Annotated in this window: 15 protein-coding genes and 2 tRNA genes; 3 read left to right on the top strand and 14 right to left on the bottom strand. The window is 63.6% G+C overall.

What is annotated here, in order from left to right:
* The first annotated feature begins 84 nt into the window (after window positions 1–84).
* Window positions 85–1,941 (top strand): Stk1 family PASTA domain-containing Ser/Thr kinase, encoded by a 1,857-nt coding sequence (gene pknB, locus HMPREF3174_RS02115; RefSeq protein WP_070446164.1) that lies wholly within the window; start codon window positions 85–87, stop codon window positions 1,939–1,941.
* Between the two features lie 76 nt (window positions 1,942–2,017).
* Here the strand turns inward: pknB and HMPREF3174_RS09350 are convergent, their stop codons facing one another.
* Both HMPREF3174_RS09350 and HMPREF3174_RS02110 read right to left on the bottom strand, forming a co-directional pair.
* Window positions 2,018–2,176, bottom strand: coding sequence for a hypothetical protein (locus HMPREF3174_RS09350; protein WP_162839026.1), 159 nt, complete (start codon window positions 2,174–2,176; stop codon window positions 2,018–2,020).
* The gene (locus HMPREF3174_RS02110) at window positions 2,176–2,958 is read right to left on the bottom strand and encodes a class E sortase (RefSeq protein WP_070447622.1); all 783 of its coding nucleotides are present in this window, start codon (window positions 2,956–2,958) and stop codon (window positions 2,176–2,178) included. The genes HMPREF3174_RS09350 and HMPREF3174_RS02110 overlap by 1 nt, the downstream gene beginning before the upstream one ends.
* A 148-nt stretch (window positions 2,959–3,106) precedes the next feature.
* On the opposite strand from HMPREF3174_RS02110, the gene HMPREF3174_RS02105 reads away from it, so the two are divergent.
* A complete protein-coding gene (locus HMPREF3174_RS02105) occupies window positions 3,107–3,382 on the top strand; it encodes a cell division protein CrgA (RefSeq protein WP_062612846.1) in 276 nt (91 codons plus the stop codon).
* Window positions 3,383–3,650: 268 nt separating this feature from the next.
* On the opposite strand, the gene HMPREF3174_RS02100 is transcribed toward HMPREF3174_RS02105, so the two are convergent.
* Both HMPREF3174_RS02100 and HMPREF3174_RS02095 read right to left on the bottom strand, forming a co-directional pair.
* Window positions 3,651–4,292 carry a rhomboid family intramembrane serine protease gene (locus HMPREF3174_RS02100; RefSeq protein ID WP_068538949.1) on the bottom strand — a complete coding sequence of 214 codons (642 nt, stop codon included), beginning with the start codon at window positions 4,290–4,292 and terminating at the stop codon, window positions 3,651–3,653.
* A 69-nt stretch (window positions 4,293–4,361) separates the two neighbouring features.
* Window positions 4,362–4,883, bottom strand: a complete 522-nt coding sequence (locus HMPREF3174_RS02095) for a peptidylprolyl isomerase (protein WP_062612849.1) — start codon at window positions 4,881–4,883, stop codon at window positions 4,362–4,364.
* A gap of 206 nt (window positions 4,884–5,089) precedes the next feature.
* Between HMPREF3174_RS02095 and HMPREF3174_RS02090 the strand changes: the two genes are divergently transcribed.
* Window positions 5,090–5,929 carry a hypothetical protein gene (locus tag HMPREF3174_RS02090; RefSeq protein ID WP_070447618.1) on the top strand — a complete coding sequence of 280 codons (840 nt, stop codon included), beginning with the start codon at window positions 5,090–5,092 and terminating at the stop codon, window positions 5,927–5,929.
* 249 nt (window positions 5,930–6,178) lie between these two features.
* Here HMPREF3174_RS02090 and HMPREF3174_RS02085 read toward each other — a convergent pair.
* The 10 genes from HMPREF3174_RS02085 to dnaA form a co-directional block, all read right to left on the bottom strand.
* A tRNA-Ala gene (locus HMPREF3174_RS02085) sits at window positions 6,179–6,251 on the bottom strand.
* Window positions 6,252–6,374 carry a DLW-39 family protein gene (locus HMPREF3174_RS09450; RefSeq protein ID WP_210382915.1) on the bottom strand — a complete coding sequence of 41 codons (123 nt, stop codon included), beginning with the start codon at window positions 6,372–6,374 and terminating at the stop codon, window positions 6,252–6,254.
* Window positions 6,375–6,397: 23 nt separating this feature from the next.
* Window positions 6,398–6,471: transfer RNA gene (locus tag HMPREF3174_RS02080), tRNA-Ile, on the bottom strand.
* A gap of 149 nt (window positions 6,472–6,620) precedes the next feature.
* A complete protein-coding gene (locus HMPREF3174_RS02075) occupies window positions 6,621–7,040 on the bottom strand; it encodes a DUF3566 domain-containing protein (RefSeq protein ID WP_062612853.1) in 420 nt (139 codons plus the stop codon).
* Window positions 7,041–7,100: 60 nt separating this feature from the next.
* The gene (gene gyrA / locus HMPREF3174_RS02070) at window positions 7,101–9,752 is read right to left on the bottom strand and encodes a DNA gyrase subunit A (RefSeq protein ID WP_371440858.1); all 2,652 of its coding nucleotides are present in this window, start codon (window positions 9,750–9,752) and stop codon (window positions 7,101–7,103) included.
* 6 nt (window positions 9,753–9,758) lie between these two features.
* Window positions 9,759–11,792: a DNA topoisomerase (ATP-hydrolyzing) subunit B gene (gene gyrB / locus HMPREF3174_RS02065; protein WP_068538920.1), complete on the bottom strand. Its 2,034-nt coding sequence runs from the start codon at window positions 11,790–11,792 to the stop codon at window positions 9,759–9,761.
* Between the two features lie 227 nt (window positions 11,793–12,019).
* The gene (locus HMPREF3174_RS02060; RefSeq protein ID WP_070447613.1) at window positions 12,020–12,592 is read right to left on the bottom strand and encodes a DciA family protein; all 573 of its coding nucleotides are present in this window, start codon (window positions 12,590–12,592) and stop codon (window positions 12,020–12,022) included.
* The gene (recF, locus tag HMPREF3174_RS02055) at window positions 12,585–13,913 is read right to left on the bottom strand and encodes a DNA replication/repair protein RecF (RefSeq protein ID WP_062612859.1); all 1,329 of its coding nucleotides are present in this window, start codon (window positions 13,911–13,913) and stop codon (window positions 12,585–12,587) included. Before recF ends, HMPREF3174_RS02060 begins: the two co-directional genes overlap by 8 nt.
* Complete coding sequence (gene dnaN, locus HMPREF3174_RS02050) at window positions 13,914–15,050, bottom strand: DNA polymerase III subunit beta (protein WP_062613149.1); 1,137 nt, start codon at window positions 15,048–15,050, stop codon at window positions 13,914–13,916.
* Between the two features lie 345 nt (window positions 15,051–15,395).
* Window positions 15,396–17,075 (bottom strand): chromosomal replication initiator protein DnaA, encoded by a 1,680-nt coding sequence (gene dnaA, locus HMPREF3174_RS02045; RefSeq protein ID WP_246783050.1) that lies wholly within the window; start codon window positions 17,073–17,075, stop codon window positions 15,396–15,398.
* Window positions 17,076–17,330 lie beyond the last annotated feature (255 nt).

The raw sequence follows: 17,330 nt of genomic DNA, 5'->3' as shown, positions 1-17,330 counted from the left end.
ATCGTTTCGTGACCTCACTAGTTGGCAATCACGCGCCGATGTGGGGCAGTATGTTTGAAGGTGTGAGGGAAAGGAAAGTTCGGCATGGCTGACGTACCCCGTATCCTCGGCGACCGCTATGAGGTCGGCGACCTGATCGGCCGCGGAGGCATGGCTCAGGTGCACTTGGGCTACGACACGCGGCTTTCGCGCACGGTCGCCATCAAGGTGTTGCGCACCGACCACGCCCAGGATCCCACCTTCATCGCGCGCTTCCGGCGCGAGGCGCAGTCCGCCGCCGCCCTCAACCATCCCTCGATCGTGGCCGTGTATGACACGGGCGAAGAGACCGTCATTTCCGAATCCGGTCGCACCCTCTCGCTTCCCTACATCGTCATGGAGTACGTCAAGGGCCGCACCGTCTCCCAGCTGCTGAGCAACGGGGACGCCCTGCCTATTGACGAGGCGGTGCAGATTGTCGTCGGGATCCTGTCGGCGCTCGAGTACTCGCACCGGGAGGGCATCGTTCACCGCGACATCAAGCCGGGCAACATCATGTTGACCCCGGACGGCAAGGTCAAGGTGATGGACTTCGGCATCGCGCGGGCCGTGGCCGATTCGTCGGCCACGATGACGCAGACAAACTCGGTGGTGGGCACCGCCCAGTACCTGTCGCCGGAGCAGGCGCGTGGCGAGGTTGTCGACGCCCGATCTGACCTGTACTCCACCGGCTGCGTCCTGTTCGAGCTGCTCACCGGTCAACCGCCGTTCCGTGGGGACTCCGCGGTGGCGGTCGCCTACCAGCACGTGTCCCAGCAACCGCCGGCGCCCACGTCGATCGCGCCGGACATCCCCGAGTCGCTCGACAGGGTGGTGACGAAGTCGCTGGCCAAGCGCCGCGAGGACCGCTACCAGAGCGCGGCCGACATGCGGGCCGACCTCCTGTCCGCCATCCGTGGCGGGGAGGTTAGTGCTCCGGCCGTCGGCTCGTGGCAGACCCAGGTGATGTCCGCACCCACGCAGGTTTCGACGCCGCCCACGCAGGTCTCGACGCCGCCCACGCAGGTCGCGTCCGTGCCGCCGTCGCAGGTGACGAAGACGTCCACGCAGACCTCGATCCCGCCCGCCGAGGAGCGCTCGCGGAACACGCTTTTCATCGTGCTCGGCATTATTTTGACCATCCTCGCCATGTCCGGAATCGGGTACGCGATCTACAACGCCAACCGCGCCCCCGAGGAGCCGACCGCCACGGTCGCGCAGACCACCGTGCCGGATCTGACCGGCATGAACGAAAGCCAGGTGCGGGCCGCGCTCGAGGAGCGCAACCTCGTGCTCAACGTGGGCGACCCGGTCGAGGATGACAAGATCCCCGAGGGGATCTACGTCTCCTCCAACCCGCCGATCGCCGGCACGGTCAACGAGGGCGACACGGTCACCGTCCACTTCTCCTCCGGCGTCGGCTCGGTGAAGGTTCCCGACGTCGCCAACGGCGTCTACACCCAGGACCAGGCGAAGGAGATCCTAGAGAACGCAGGCCTGCGGGTGGGGCGGGTCGACATCGAGGACGTGCCCGGGCTGGCGAAGGACACAGTGTCCGCCACCTCGCCCGAGGCCGGCAACACCGTCAAGCGCGGTAGCCAGGTCAACCTGGTGGTCGCGTCCGGTGACGTGGTGCTGACGGATGTGCGCGGGATGAACATCGACGACGCCGAAGCCCTCCTCGCCAACGACCTGCGGATTCAGTCGATCTCGATCTCCGAGGTGGAAACCGACCAGGCCGAGCCCGGCACCGTGCTATCCATGAACCCGGCCGCCGGGAAGGTGCCATACAACCAGCGCGTCGAACTGGTGATCGCCAAGGAGATTGTGGCGCCCCCCACCACGGAGCCAAGCGAGCAACCGAGTCAGGATCCGAGTGAGCAACCCACTGATCCGGCACCGACGGACGAATCGAGCAAATAGGAATCAGCGCGGCCAAGCTTTGCTTGGCCGCGCTACTTTCTTGGCGTGAAACTGGGCGAGGCGGACCCCGCCGGGGTCACTCGCCGACCGTGTTATCCACCAAGTGAGTGTTTTCCATGACCCACGGGTAGGCATACTCAAACAGCAGGTAGACCACGCCAAAGATCAGGGCAAGGGCCTCCAGGACCTTCAGCCATGTCGGGCCCGGAAGCATGCGCCAAATCGCTCCGTACATTAGTTCGCTCCTTCCACCGCGGTGGTCGCCGGGTCAACAAGCTCCTTCGGCAGGCCATCCTCACGCTTCGTCCAGTAATCGAACTCGGCGTGGACAATCCAGCGTTCATTCGACACGAAAGGCGGGTGGCACGTGGTGATCGTCAGCAGGCGGCGCGTGGCCTCCGACACCGGCATGCCATTCTTCAGCGAATCAAGTGCCATGAACGGGTCCGGCGCGATCGTCCACACGTCCGTGGGCGACACGATCTCATCCGCGATGATCTTGTATACGTAGAAGGCGTCCGCGGTCTCCACCACCACGGCATCGCCCTCCTTCAAGTTCTGCACGTTCATCATCGGCGCGCCGTACGTCTGCCGGTGGGCCGCCGTCGAGAAATTACCCACCTCACCCGGGAACGCCGTATCCGTATACCTGCCGAACGAACCCTTATCGAGCACCGTGGTCAAGTCCGTGCCGTTCTGGATCGTGTAAGCATACTCGTAGCCAAATGCCGGGATACGCATGATGCCGATCGTCTCACCCACACCCATGGGCCCCGACCACTCCGGCGGCGGGCCCGGCTGCGGCTCCGCAATCCCGTCGTCAGCAACCTCGCCGTACTCCTGACGCAACGTGACAATCGCGGCCTGCTGCTCACGGTTCGCTTCAATATCCGTCCACCAGATCTGCCACACAATGAACAGCCCAATGACGAGCCCAGCAGTGATCATCAGTTCCCCAATGACACCAAGGATACGGCCGAACAGGGATGGTTTACGCCGTGCTTGGTCCGCCTTCATATCATCTCCTCGAATTGACTGGCTCAAGCATAGTGTATTTCATCCCTCCCACCTTCCCCAGATGCGAAAACTAACCCTGTGGATGATTCCCGTTTTTCCTTTTATCCGTATAGGATTTGGGGGTACGTTCCGCATAGAAGGATGAGCGATGCCCGAATCGAAGAAGCGCAAGAAGGTCGTTGAGCGCAGGATTGCCCAGCAGCACGCCCAGGAGAACCGCAAGGCCGCGGCCCCCGAACAGTCCCCGCGCTGGTGGGTTCCCGTCATGGTCGGCCTCGCCGTGCTCGGCCTGATCATCATCGTCATCGCCTACATCACCGGCGGTCGCTTCCCGATCCCCGGTCTGTCGAACGGTAACATCAACATCTTCGTGGGCATCGGCTTCATGCTGGTGGGCTTCCTCATGACGATGGGCTGGAAGTAGCGCGCTCACTGACCGCCCAGCCCGGCGCAGGCGTCGGGTGTTACTAACTGGTAAGTCTGGGCCCACAAAGCTCGGTTTTCAGCACGGAACCTTTCAGATTCACGAGTTAGCTTCACGCCCGCCTAAATAACATTCATGTAATTCTCCACAGGCCAAGCCACAGCTGAGGACAACTCGAATTACACTCATGTAATTCTCCACAGGGTAAACCACACCTGGGGATAGATGAGGCTAAAAATGCAGGGGAGGTAACGCGGCGTCGTTGCCGCTAAATCCACAGAACGAGGGCCGTCAGCACCGGCACCAGCAGGCCGGCGGCGACCTCAAGAACAGTGCGCTTACGCCTCGCCGGGAAGCTCTCGCGGATGGATATCCACGCCCAGGTCAGCAGCGCGCCCACGATCAGCCCGCCCACGTGCGACTCCCACGAGATCCCTGGAACCACAAAGCTGTAGACGAGGTTAACGCCCAGGATCGTGAAGATTCCCGACATGTTCGCATCCACCTTGCGCGAGAGAATGACGAGCGCGCCAAACAACCCGAAGATCGCGCCGGACGCACCCACCGCGCCCACGTTCCACCCTCCGGTCAAGTTCGCCACCCCATACACCGCGGCGTTACCCGCGATCGCGGACAAGAAGTAGAGCGCCAGGTACCTCACCCTGCCGAGCGCCGGCTCGAGCACCCGCCCGAGCAGCCACAGGGCATACATGTTGAGCACCAAATGCCAAAAGCCGCTGTGGAGGAAGGCGGACGTAATGAAACGGTACGGCTGCACCTGTGCGAGCGGAGGGTAGAACATGAGCTCCACCCCCACCTGGGGTTGCAGCCGCTCCACAAGAGCCATGATCCCACACGCCACGATGAGCACGGTCGTGGCAGGGGCAGGATTACGACGCCGAACGGCCATCCGCCTCCGGAAACCGGGAATTTCGCGATTGTGGTCCGACATCCCGGACCTTTCGGCGTCGTACATCTGCTAGTCGGCGACCGTCACCGAGTTAATGACCACGTCCTCCACCGGGCGGTCCATCGGGCCGGTCTCAACGGCGGCGATGGAGTCGACGACAGCCTGCGAGTCGGCGTCGTTGACCTTGCCGAAGATGGTGTGCTTGCCCTGCAGCCACGTGGTGGGGGCAACCGTGATGAAGAACTGCGAGCCGTTCGTGCCGCGGCCGCCCTGCTTGCCGGCATTGGCCATGGCGAGCACGTAGGGTTCGGTGAAGTTGAGCTCGGGGGCGATTTCGTCGTCGAAACGGTAGCCCGGGCCGCCGGTGCCGGTGCCGAGCGGGTCGCCGCCCTGGATCATGAAGCCGGCGATGACGCGGTGAAAAATGACGCCGTCGTACAGCGGGTCAGTGGTGGGTTCGCCCGTGCGGGGGTTGAGCCACTCGCGCTTGCCGGTGGCAAGCTCGGTGAAGTTCGCGACCGTCTCCGGAGCGTGCTCCGGGTAGAGGTCAATCTTGATGTCTCCGTAATTTGTATGCAGTGTTGCTTCCATAGGGCTAATCCTCCCACACCCGCGCAGGTCGGGCCGGTTTTCTCCACGCATTCATTTGGGTACACCGCTATCGGCGAAATTTACTCTGTCAACGAAAAGGGGCCCTGTTTGCCGAGGTAATTCGGCTAGCGTCCTGCGAAACGGAGCTCTACGTGGAAAGATAAGGGTTACGCGCGGCACAACGCCGTCCAGCAGTGGAGGTAAACATGTCTTTGTTCAAGAAGAAGAGCACGAAGGAGAAGGTGGCCGACCAGGTTGAGCCGCTGGCCGAGCGTGCGGCAGAGGTTGGTAGCCAGCTTGGCTCCCTCGTGAAGGATTCGGTGCGAGCCGCGGTCAATTGGGCGGAGCCGCTTGCCGCCGACGCGTACGAGAAGGCCGCGCCCTACGTCAAGGACGCTTACGACAAGGCTAACGACGCCGCCCACGACGCGTACGAGAAGGCCGCGCCCTACGTCAAGGACGCTTACGACAAGGCTAACGACGCCGCTCACGACGCCGCGGAGAAGGCCCGCCCGCTCGTCGCCGATGCGACCAGCCGGTATGAGGAGACGTCGGCGCTGGTGCGGGAGGACTACCTGCCGCGTGCCAAGCGTGCTGCTCACGCCGCCCTCGAAGAGGCAAAGTCCGGTTCTGGCGACCTGGCCACGCGCGCGAACGCTGTGGTCGCGGCGTCGAAGAAGGAGCTGGCCAAGCCGGAGAAGAAGCGTGGCCTGCGCAAGTGGGTTGGCTTCCTGGCCGTTGCTGGCGCGGGCGCCGTTGCAGCGTACGTGGCGTGGGCGCGCTCGAAGCCGGTGCAGGACCCGTGGGCCGAAGCCTACTGGGAGGACGTCTCGGTGCCCACGGATGAGTCGGCTGCCAAGCCGGAGGATTCCGAGACCCCTGCGAAGGATAAGGACGAGGAGCAGGCCGCCGCTCATGAGGTCATCCAGGAGGAGGTCTCGGAGGCGGAGCTCAAGGAAGAGGAGCTGAAGGAGAAGGTGGCCAAGACTCGCGAGGAGGAGGCCGCTGAGGCAGCGGGCCTCATCGACGAGGACAAGGAAGACTAGTCCGAGCCAGATTCCGGTCAGCTAGCCGCTGACGGGGATTGAGACACAGCCTATCTGTTGGGGGCGGGGTGCGATACGCACCCCGCCCCCAGATGTTTCGGCCGCGCTGAATGGCCCGGGATCCTGGGTTTGTCGTGCTTAGTGCGTGGACGCCTTCAATTACCGAGACGCCGTTTCCATGGGTATCCAACTCGATATCCGAAAAACGATGATGGTGGCTTTTCGTTGATATTTAGCGGAATTCATTTGTGGAGCCTACGGGACTCGAACCCGTAACCCCCTGCTTGCAAAGCAGGTGCGCTACCAATTGCGCCAAGGCCCCTTAAAGATCAACCGGGTCGGTCACTTGCTGCCACGTGGCTTGACGCTGCATGTTCTTCTGAACCTGGAGGAACACGATGTAGCCTCCCAGGCCGGCCAAACATACCAGAGCAAACCTCTTCATCGTGACCTTCCTCGATTAACGAGTGGGCGTACGTGGACTCGAACCACGGACCTCCACATTATCAGTGTGGCGCTCTAACCGACTGAGCTATACGCCCCGTTCCTAACGGATGCCGAATTAGGTTAACTCATTCTCCCGCACTTCTCCAAACCGGATATGACCTGAGCGCTCGACGTCACATTTCTGCCGCCGCGTCCGCCAACCGCTGGCCGGCCCACCGAGCCGCCCGCGAGCGAGCCACCCGGGCTACTCGTCAGTGACAGTGATTCCGAGCCCGCCGACCAGCATAGCCACCACGTTGTAGAGCAGTGCCATGACCGTGCCGAACAGGGTCATGAGCACGACCTCAATAACGCCCACCACCACGGCGAACGAGACGACGCGCCCGAACTGCATGAACTGACCCAGCTCGAGCAGCGGCGCCGAGTTCAGCGTCACGAGCAGCTCGTCGATACGCGCCCACACGTGCATGGCGTCAAGCGTGAACCACAGGAGGATCGCGGCGATGACGATCATGATGCCCACACCCACCGACACGAGGAAGGACAGCTTGAGCGCTGACAGCGGGTCGATGCGCGAGATAGTCATGCGGACGCGGCTGATGCCAACGTCCAGCCGCTCCTCCGCCGCGTCGACGCTATCGGGGGTATGCGTGGTCTCGGTCATGAGAGATCTCCGTCGTTGATGTTGCTACTGGTATGACGCTACCGCTTTTTGCGCGCCCGCTCACCCTTCTTGGGGCTGATTGTCGATCTGGTCCGACGACGCCGTTGCCCCGCCCGCGTCCACAGGCGCGGCCACGTCCTCATCGGCTGCGACCGAGTCGCCGGATCCGACCGTCTCGCCCAAGGCGACAGTGTCCGCGGAATCGGCGGAATCCGAGCTGTCAGCGCTGTCAGCGCTGTCCGACTCGAAGACGGGCGCCATCGCGAGCACGCGGTCGCCGCTATCGGGGCGGACGAAACGCACGCCCTGGGTGTTGCGTCCGGTGAGGTTGACTTCGTCCACGCGCGAGCGGACCACCTTGCCGCCCTCCATGATCACCACGACCTCGTCCCCGGGCTTGGTGATGAGCGCGCCCACCAGCTCGCCGCGATTTTCAGCCACCTTGGCCACACGGATGCCGAGGCCGCCGCGGTTCTGGGGCCTGTACTGGTCTTCGCTGGTGCGCTTGGCGAAGCCGCCGTCGGTGATGACGAAGACTTCCGAGTCCTCGCGCACCACTTCCATGGCGAGCAGCGAGTCGCCGTCGCGGAACTTCATGCCGCGCACGCCCGCAGTGGCGCGGCCCATGGGCCGGAGCGAGGAGTCGTCGGCTGTGAAGCGTAGCGACTGACCCTGGCGGGACACGAGGATGAGCTCGTCGCCTTCGCTGATGAGCTGGGCGGAGACCACCTGGTCGGTGGAGCCGTCCACGTGTTCGCGCAGGTTGATGGCGATGAGGCCGCCGGTGCGGGCCGAGTCGTAGTCGGCCAGCTTGGTCTTCTTCACCATGCCGTCCTCTGTGGCGAGCACCAGGTAGTCGGCTTGGTCGTAGGTGCGCAGCGTGAAGGCGGAGGCGATCTCTTCGCCCGGCTGCAACGCGAGCACGTTCGCCACGTGCTGGCCCTTCGATTCGCGCGAGCCCTCGGGGATCTCGTATCCCTTGACCCGGTAGACCCGGCCGAGGTTCGTGAAGAACAGGTGCCAATCATGTGTTGAGGCGATCCCCATGTGCTCCACGACGTCGTCACTGCGCAGCGTCGTCCCCTTGACGCCCTTGCCGCCGCGGCGCTGGGCGCGGTACTCGGAGACCTTGGTGCGCTTGATGAAGCCCGAGCGGGTCACGGTCACCACTATCTCTTCCTCGGGGATGAGGTCCTCCACGGTCATTTCGCCGTCGAAGGGGAGGATGATGGTGCGGCGGTCGTCGCCGTAGCGGTCCACCACCTCGTTCAGTTCCTCGGAGATGATCGCGCGCTGGCGGGCGGGCTTGGCCAGGATGTCGCGGTAGTCCTCGCACAGGTCGAGCTTCTCGTCCCGCTCCTCGACGATTTTCTGCCGCTCGAGGGCGGCCAGGCGTCGCAGCTGCATGGCGAGGATATGGTCGGCCTGGATCTCGTTGATCGCGAGCAGTTCGATGAGCCCGGTGCGGGCCTCCTCCACCGTGGGCGAACGCCGGATGAGGGCAATGACCTCGTCCAGCATGTCGAGCGCCTTGACCAGGCCCTCGAGGATCATGAGGCGCTCTTCGGCCTTGCGCAGGCGATAGGCGGTGCGTCGGCTGATGACCTCTACCTGGTGCTGCACCCAGTAGTGGATGAATCCGTCAAGCGAGAGGGTGCGCGGCACGCCGTCGACCAGCGCGAGCATGTTGGCCGAGAAGTTGTTCTGCAGCTGGGTGTGCTTGTAGAGGTTGTTGAGCACCACCTTCGGCACGGCGTCCCGCTTGAGCACGACCACGATGCGCTGGCCCGCGCGGCCCGAGGACTCGTCGCGGATGTCGGCGATGCCGGACAGCCGCCCGTCCTTGACGCCCTCCACCATGCGGTCAAGCAGGCGGTCGGGGTTGACCTGGTAGGGCAGGTCGGAGATGACGAGCGACGTGCGGCCGTTGACCTCGTCAATCTCCACCTTCGCGCGCTGGGTGATCGTGCCGCGGCCTGTGCGGTACATATCCTCGATGCCCTTGGTGCCCAGGATCGTGGCGCCGGTGGGGAAGTCGGGGCCGGAGATACGCATCATGAGGTTGGCGAGCAGCTCGTCGCGCGTGGCGTCCGGGTGCTCGAGGTACCACTGGGCTCCCGCGGCGATCTCGCGCAGGTTGTGCGGCGGGATCGAGGTTGCCATGCCCACCGCGATGCCCTCCGAACCATTGATCAACAGGTTCGGGATGCGGGAGGTCAGCACCACGGGCTCTTGGACGGAACCGTCGAAGTTGGGCTGGAAATCGACCGTATCCTCGTTGATATCGCGGACCATCTCGACAGCCAGGGGAGCCATCCGCGCCTCGGTGTACCTCGGCGCGGCCGCACCCAAGTCACCCGCGGTACCGAAGTTACCCTGGCCGGCCACCAGCGGGTAGCGCAGGTTCCACGGCTGGACCATGCGGACCATCGTGTCGTAGATGGCGGCGTCACCGTGCGGGTGGTAGTGACCCATGACGTCGCCGACGATCTTCACCGACTTCGAGAACGCCGAATCGGGCCGGTAGCCGCCATCCCACATCGCGTAGATGACGCGGCGGTGGACGGGTTTCATGCCGTCGCGCACATCGGGCAGGGCGCGCCCCACAATGACCGACATGGCGTAGTCAAGGTAGGAGGTCTCCATCTCGCGCTGGAGGTCGACATCCTTGATGCTGCCGTGTTCAAAGTTCACAGTATTCTCACTCACGATTAATCCTTAGATGTCGAGGAATCGCACGTCACGGGCGTTGCGCTGGATGAAGCTACGGCGCGAACCCACGTCCTCACCCATGAGGATAGAGAAGGCCTCGTCCGTGGCGGCGGCCTCCCCGATGTTGACCCGCTTGAGCGTGCGGGTTTCGGGATTCATCGTGGTGTCCCACAGCTCCGAATCATTCATCTCGCCCAGGCCCTTATAGCGCTGAATACCCTGGCCCTCGGCCTTGGGTAGCTTCTTGCCGGCGGCCATGCCTTCCTTCAGCACCGCGTCGCGTTCGGCGTCGGAAAACACATACTGGTGCGTGGCATTCGTCCACTTGATACGGTACAGCGGCGGCATCGCCAGGTAGATGTAGCCGGCCTCGATGAGCGGGCGCATGTAGCGGTAGACGAGGGTGAGCAGCAGGGTGGCGATGTGCTGGCCGTCCACGTCGGCGTCGGCCATAAAGACGATCTTGTGGTAACGCAGCTTGTCGATGTCGAACTCCTCGCCCACGCCCGTGCCGAACGCGGTGATGAGGTTCTGGATCGAGTCGGAGCTGAGCGCCCGGTCGAGCCGCGCCTTTTCCACGTTGAGGATCTTGCCGCGGATCGGCATGATCGCCTGGTGGCGAGGGTCGCGGCCGTTGACGGCCGAGCCGCCCGCCGAATCACCCTCCACAATGAAGATTTCGCACTCTTCGGGGTTACGCGACGTGCAGTCCTTGAGCTTGCCCGGCATCGACGCCGACTCCAGCACCGACTTGCGACGCGTCGCCTCGCGCGCCTTCCGCGCTGCGATGCGCGCCTGGTAGGCCTGCGTGGCCTTGCGGATGATTTCCTTCGCCTCCGACGGGTTCATGTCCAACCAGTCGGAGATGTGGGCGTACGTCTGCTGCTGGACGAAGGTGCGGGCTTCCGTGTTGCCCAACTTCGTCTTCGTCTGGCCCTCGAACTGCGGCTCGCCAAGCTTGACGGAGATGACGACGGCAAGGCCCTCGCGGATGTCATCGCCCGAGAGGTTCGGGTCCTTCTCCTTGAGCAGGCCCTTGTCACGCGCGTACTTGTTGATCACCGAGGTCAGCGCCGTGCGGAATCCCTCCTCGTGCGTGCCGCCTTCGGTGGTGTTGATCGTGTTAGCGAAGGTGTGGAGGGTCTCGGAATACGACGCGGTCCACTGCATGGCCACCTCCACCGAGATCTTCTTCTCCTCGTCCTCAGACTCGAAGTAGATCGGGTCGGTGTGAACGGGTTCGACCTTCTTGGTCTTGACGATGTGGCGCACGTAGTCGAGCAGGCCGCCGTCGTAATGGTAGGAGACCTCGAGGTGCGGGCGCTCCTCCGCCGCGAGCGAGTCCTCCGTGCCCACGACCTCCTCGCCCTCCGGAACGGCCTGCGGCCGCTCGTCGATCAGGGTGATGCGCAGGCCCTTGTTGAGGAACGCCATCTGCTGCAGGCGGTGGCGCAGGGTCTCGAAGTCGAACGTGGTGGTTTCGAAGATGTCGCCGTTGGGCCAGAAAGTCTGCGTGGTGCCGGTTTCGGTGGTGGGCTCACCCTTCTCCAAGGGCGCCACGGGCACGCCGTTTTCGTAGGAAATCCGCCAGACGTAGCCGTCGCGCCGGACCTCGGTATCCATGCGCGTCGACAGCGCGTTGACCACCGACACGCCCACACCGTGCAGACCGCCTGACACGGCGTAGCCGCCGTTGCCGAACTTGCCACCCGCGTGCAGCACGGTCATGACCACCTGGACGGCTGGCAGGCCCTCCGTGGGGTGAATATCCACCGGGATACCGCGGCCGTTATCGGCCACCCGGCACCCGCCGTTCTCCAGCAGGGTAATTTCGATGTGATCGCAGTAGCCGGCGAGCGCCTCGTCCACCGAGTTGTCAACCACTTCGTAGACCAGGTGGTGCAGGCCGCGTTCGCCGGTGGAGCCGATGTACATGCCCGGGCGCTTCCGGACGGCCTCGAGCCCCTCAAGGACGGTGATGTTCGACGCGTCGTACGACTGGTCCTCCGAGACCGCGCCGATCCGATTATTTTCAGCCACGCTTGGCAACTCCTCTACCTGTGGTCTACATCTCTAAATAAGCCCTAGGATCGCCTGGAAGGCATTGAGGCCCGTTTGGGTAGGTATCTACACCATGAGACCAAAAACCAATTATAGCGCGTTTTGGACGCAAAATCTCGCCACATGTCCTCCCACAGAGGTTCGAAACTCGTGAGCGTGGCCCGTGGATATCTTTCCGACGACGCCGTCCCCCGGCAACCGCCTCTTCACCCGTAGGTGTCCCGCGGTCCGCGCCCTGGCACCGAGTAGCGCCCGTGCTTCCACGAGCGCGCGAACGGCCCGCCCACCACGATCTCTTTCACGACGCCGGGGCCCAGCTCCTCCTCCAACCGCTTGTCGAGGAAGGCCGACAGCGCGCGCATCTGCGTCTGCCACGACGTCGACCCCGCCCGCAGCGTCAGCACCCCGTCCTCGAAGCTCTCCACCTGGCAGTTGTTCGCGATTGCCTCCCCGACGATATCCGGCCAGCGCGCCGCCATCGATCCAATCTCCAGCTGTGTGCCCCACCCCCGGGTTTTCACGAGGTGGTCAAACACGATGCCGAGCGGCTTCGGGTCCCGCTTCGAGGGCCGCGAGCCGGAACCAACGTCTTGCCCGGGGATGGGGACCACCACGTCCTCCCCGATTTGCTCGGCCTTCCGCTCAATCCGCGCCACCATCCGCACACGCACCCAGCCCTGGGCCTCGGCCATGAGCCGTGCCCGCTCGAGTGCCTCGAGAGGCAGCTCGTCACCGTACTTTTCCGCCGCCGCGCGCTTGGCCTGCGCGATCCTATCCATCGCTGCCCACGGTATCCGCGCCACCGTCCACGTCACGTCCCACGTCAGCGTCCGTCACGACGCCGCCCGGCGCGCCTTCGCCGCCAGTACGGCCGCCGTCGTCGAGCCGCGTCGCCTTCCCGCGGGTCACCGCAAACCGGATCCCGCCGAGTGGCGGCAGGTCGTCTCCCACGGCGGCGGTGACGAACACCTGCTCGGCGTTGGCGATGATCTGGGCCAGCCGCAGCCGGCGCCGGGAGTCAAGTTCGGCGAAGACGTCGTCGAGGATAAGGATCGGCTCCTCGTGCTCGGCCCAGTCCCCGGACTCGTGCCCGCGCAGCAGGGCCCACGAGCCGAGCCGCAGCGCCAGCGCATACGACCACGACTCCCCGTGCGACGCGAATCCCTTCGCCGGCAACGTGCCGAGTGAAAGCTCAAGTTCGTCACGGTGCGGCCCCACCAGGTTCACCCCACGTTCGATCTCCGCCCCGTGCCACTCGCGCAACGTCTCGCGCAGCTTCGCCTCGACGGCCGCCGCGTCCCGCAGCTCCGTTTCGTGTTTCACGACGCCGTCCGCCAGCTCGGTGCCGTCCTCTCCCGCGAGCTGTGCGGCGGTGGGAAGGGCCCAGTTCCGGCGTTCGTCGAGATTAGCGGCGTAGTCGATGCGGGCGACGTCATTGCCACCCGACACGTCGGCGTAGTAGCTCGCCACGTGCGGGCGCAGGCCAGCGATGATCTCGGCGCGGGCGGCGATGATCTGCGCACCGTAGCGGGCGAGCTGGTCGTCCCACACCTCGAGCGAGGATTCGTCGACCACCCCGCCACGCCGCCGCGTTTTTTGTAGGGCCTTGAGCAGCGCGCCGCGCTGGCGGAGCACCCGCTCGTACTCGGCCTTGACCGAGGCCAAACGTGGACGGAACTGGATCATGAGGTTGTCGAGGAATCGGCGCCGATCCGCGGGATCTCCCTTGACCAGGCTCAAGTCCTCCGGGGCGAACACCACGGTCCGCACGATCCCCAAAAGGTCCGCCGGGCGGGCGTTGCCCCGGTTGATCCGGGCGCGGTTGGCCTTGCCGGTGATAATCTCCACCTCGACCATCGTCTCCGACTCCCCGCGCCGCACCTTAGCGCGCACGACCCCGGCGCCCGCGCCCTGCCGCACGAGCGCGGCGTCGGCAGCCACCCGGTGCGACGAAAACGTGGCCAGGTACCCGATGGCCTCCACCAGGTTCGTCTTGCCCTGGCCGTTCTCACCCACGAAGGTCACCACTCCGGGCTCGAACTCGAGCACGACCTCGCGGTAGGACCGGAAGTCGTTGAGGGCCAGATCGGAGATGTACACCTAGTTTTGGCCGAAAGTCCGAATCGGCATGAGGAGCAGGCGGAAGTCGTCCTCCACGTTGCCATCCTTGTCCTGGGAGGTCACCACCGCCGGCTTGGTGGGGTGGGTGAACGACAGGCGCACGGTCGGCTCGTCAATCACCGCGAAACCTTCCTGCAGGAAGATCGGGTTGAAGGCCATCTTGATGTCCTCGCCCTCGAGCGTGGCGGGCAGGACTTCGGAGACCTGAGCGTTGTCGCCCTGGCCGGCCTCGAGCATGACCTCGCCCTCGGAGAATGACAGGCGCACGGCCGCATTCTTCTCCGTCACCAGACGCGAGCGCTTGATCGCGTCGAGGATCTCCAGGCGGTCGAGCTCGACGTGACCGTTGACCTCGGTGGGGAACAGCGAGCGGACCTGCGGGTATTCGCCATCGATGAGCTGGATCGTGTTCTGGCGGTTGCCGGCCGAGAAGCCGATGAGCGCGCCCATCCCCTCATCCTGGAGCGAGATCTCCACGTCCGACACGGTGCCGAGCGCCTTCGCGACGTCGAGCAGGCGCGAGGCGCGCACGAGGATGCGGGTGGAGTAGTCGGAGTGCACCGGGGCCCACGCCAAATCGCGGATCGCGAGCCGGTAGCGGTCGGTGGCCATGAGGGAAATCTGGTCGCCCTCGATCTCGATGCACACGGAAACGAGCATGGGTAGCGTGTCGTCATTCGAGGCAGCGATGGTCACCTGCGAGACGGCCTTCTCCCACTCCGCGCCATCCACCTTGCCGATCACCGGCGGCATCGCCGGCAGGTCGGCGTAGTCCTCTGCGGCCATGGTCTTGAGAGTAAAGTGCGAGCGGCCGCAGGAAATGTCAAACTTCCCGCCGTCCCTCTCGATTTCGATCGGCTGATTGGGCAGGGAGCGCGAGATCTCGGCGAGCAGCTTGCCGTTGACCAGCACCTCGCCCGGCACCATCACGTTCGCCGTGTTGATAGTAATTTGCGAGGAAATGTCCGAATCGCGTGCGCCCATCGTGACCGTGCCGTCCTCCTCGGCCACGATGTGAATGCCGGCAAGGACGGCGTTGGCCGGCCGGGAGGGGATCGTGCGCGATGCCCAGGTCACGGCGTCAGTAAATTCCTTATGATCGACGCTAAATTTCACCGTCAAACCTACTTTCTATTATCTGGCTCCTACTTTAGCGATCCGACCCCGCGTGCGCCCATTCGTTCGAGCAGTCGGTGGCCAAGGTCGTCATTTCGGAAGTTCATGGGTAGTAGATGTAGTAGCCTTTGTGGATTTCGTGGATAAGTCCATCTTCGCTCGATCCCTCGCGCTTTCATCCCTGTGGATATCTGTGGGATTACCCTGTGCCTATCTTGGCGCCGGTGTGGATGGGACACTTTTGAGTGTCATATGCTCGCAGTTTTCGGCCACTTCTCCACACGTTTCGAGCAGAAACTGGCTCGGTTAATCACACATGATGTGGACAGCGAGCGGCGAGCGCAGCTACCTGTTCTCGGATAGCTGGGCCTGTTCCTTGGCCGCCTGCTTGATGCGCGAGGTCAGCTCGGCGACCTGGTTGTAGATCTCCTGCTTTTCCGCCATGAGGCTCTCGACCTTGCGCAGTGCGTTGAGCACAGTGGTATGGTCGCGGCGGTTGAAGGACTCGGCGATCTTCGGCAACGACAGGTCGGTCATTTCCCGGCACATGTACATCGCGATGTGGCGTGGCTGGGTGAGTGAGCGGGTCCTCGTGGGCGACTTCAGGTCCTCGGCCGTGATCCCAAAATAGGAGGCCACCTGGTTCATGATGAGCGCCGCAGTCACGGTGAACGAGCTCGGGTCGCTCATCATGTCCTTCAGCGCGCTTTCGGCCACGTCGAGCGTGACCGGCATATTGAAAAGTCCGGCAAATGCGGTCACGCGCCGCAGTGAGCCCTCCATCTCGCGCACGTTCGTGGTGATGCGCGAGGCAATGAATTCGAGCACGTCGCGTGGGACCATGAGCTTTTCGGAAGCTGCCTTCTTCTCCAGGATCGCGATTCGGGTCTCGAGGTTCGGCAGGTCGATGTTCGCCACGATTCCTGACGCAAAGCGCGAGATCATGCGCTCCTCGAAGCCGTCGAGCAGCCGGGGCGCCACGTCGGAGGTGATGACGATCTGCTTGTTCGCAGTCGCCAGCGCGTTAAAGGTATTGAAGAACTCCTCGAGCGTGCCCTCCTTGTGGGAGAGGAACTGGATGTCGTCGATGAGCAGGATGTCCACCGATCGGAAGAGGTTCTTAAAATTGTGACCCTCTTTGCGCATCATGGCGTTGATGAACATGTTCGTGAATTCTTCTGAGCTCGTGTACAGCACGCGCGATCCGGGGAAGAGGCTGAGGAAGTAGTTGCCGATCGCGTGAAGGAGGTGGGTTTTGCCCATGCCCGAGTCGGAGTAGAGGAACAGGGGGTTGTAGGTGGAACCCGGCGCCTCCGCGACCGCGAGGGCAGTGGCGTGCGCGAAGCGGTTTGACTCGCCAATCACGAAGTTGTCAAACGTGTAGCGCGGGTTGAGGTTCGCGATCGACTGGTCCTGATTCTTCTCGATCCGCGGCAGCATTGTGCCCAGCCCGGACGGGATGTGATGCACCGGTTCGGCTTCGGCGGGCTTGTCAGCGACGTCGTGCGAGGAGGGTCCGAACAGGTCCGGCGACGACGGGCTGCCAGTTGCATCCTCAAAGTCCGTCACGGGCGGGAAACCGTGCGCCACCTGGAGGTTCGATGATTCTTGTTGGGTTCCCGACGCCGGCATCCCGGTTGCGCCCGGACCTGCGGGATCGGCTGGGGCGTCGTTGTCGACCACATGGAGCTGGCGCTCGGGGGCCTGCCACTGCGGGACGGGCTGGTTCGGTGTGGTTTGCTGTTCGGTGAGCGAGGGGTCTACGGAGATGACCAGGCGCACGGACCGCCCGAGGATGGCCGAGAGCTGGTTTTCCATGATGGTGGACACGTGCTCGGCGATCCAATTTTTCACAAACTCGGAGCCGACGCCGATCATGAAGATGTCGTCCACAGTGGCGAGAGGGTGTGCGAGGCGCACAAAGGCCGCCTGGGAGTCGGAGAGGTCGCCCTGGGCGCGGAGGAGCTCACTGGCCGCTGTCCATGCATCGCGTGCAGGTGAGCCGTCCATCATTTCTCCGATCACTATTTTTTCTGGGACTCTTCATAGTAGAGGATAAAATGTGGAAAGTCAGATTAGTTATCCACAGGCTTGTGCACACGTGTGGATATTACACTGTTGTAATTCACAGGCCCAAATGGCGTGTTCACGCGCGAAAGTTTTAACCTTTAGGGGAAGGAAAAATGTGGATGATATTAATAAATGGAATTACTCCAGTCTGGGCATTCTTGGGGTCTTGAGATATCCATCACCGCCCCGCGCGCGTTCCTTGACCTTTCG

This window comes from Trueperella sp. HMSC08H06 (assembly GCF_001808465.1).
GTDB classification, from domain to species: Bacteria; Actinomycetota; Actinomycetes; order Actinomycetales; family Actinomycetaceae; genus Trueperella; species Trueperella bernardiae.
This window is presented reverse-complemented; position numbering and strand designations above follow the sequence as displayed.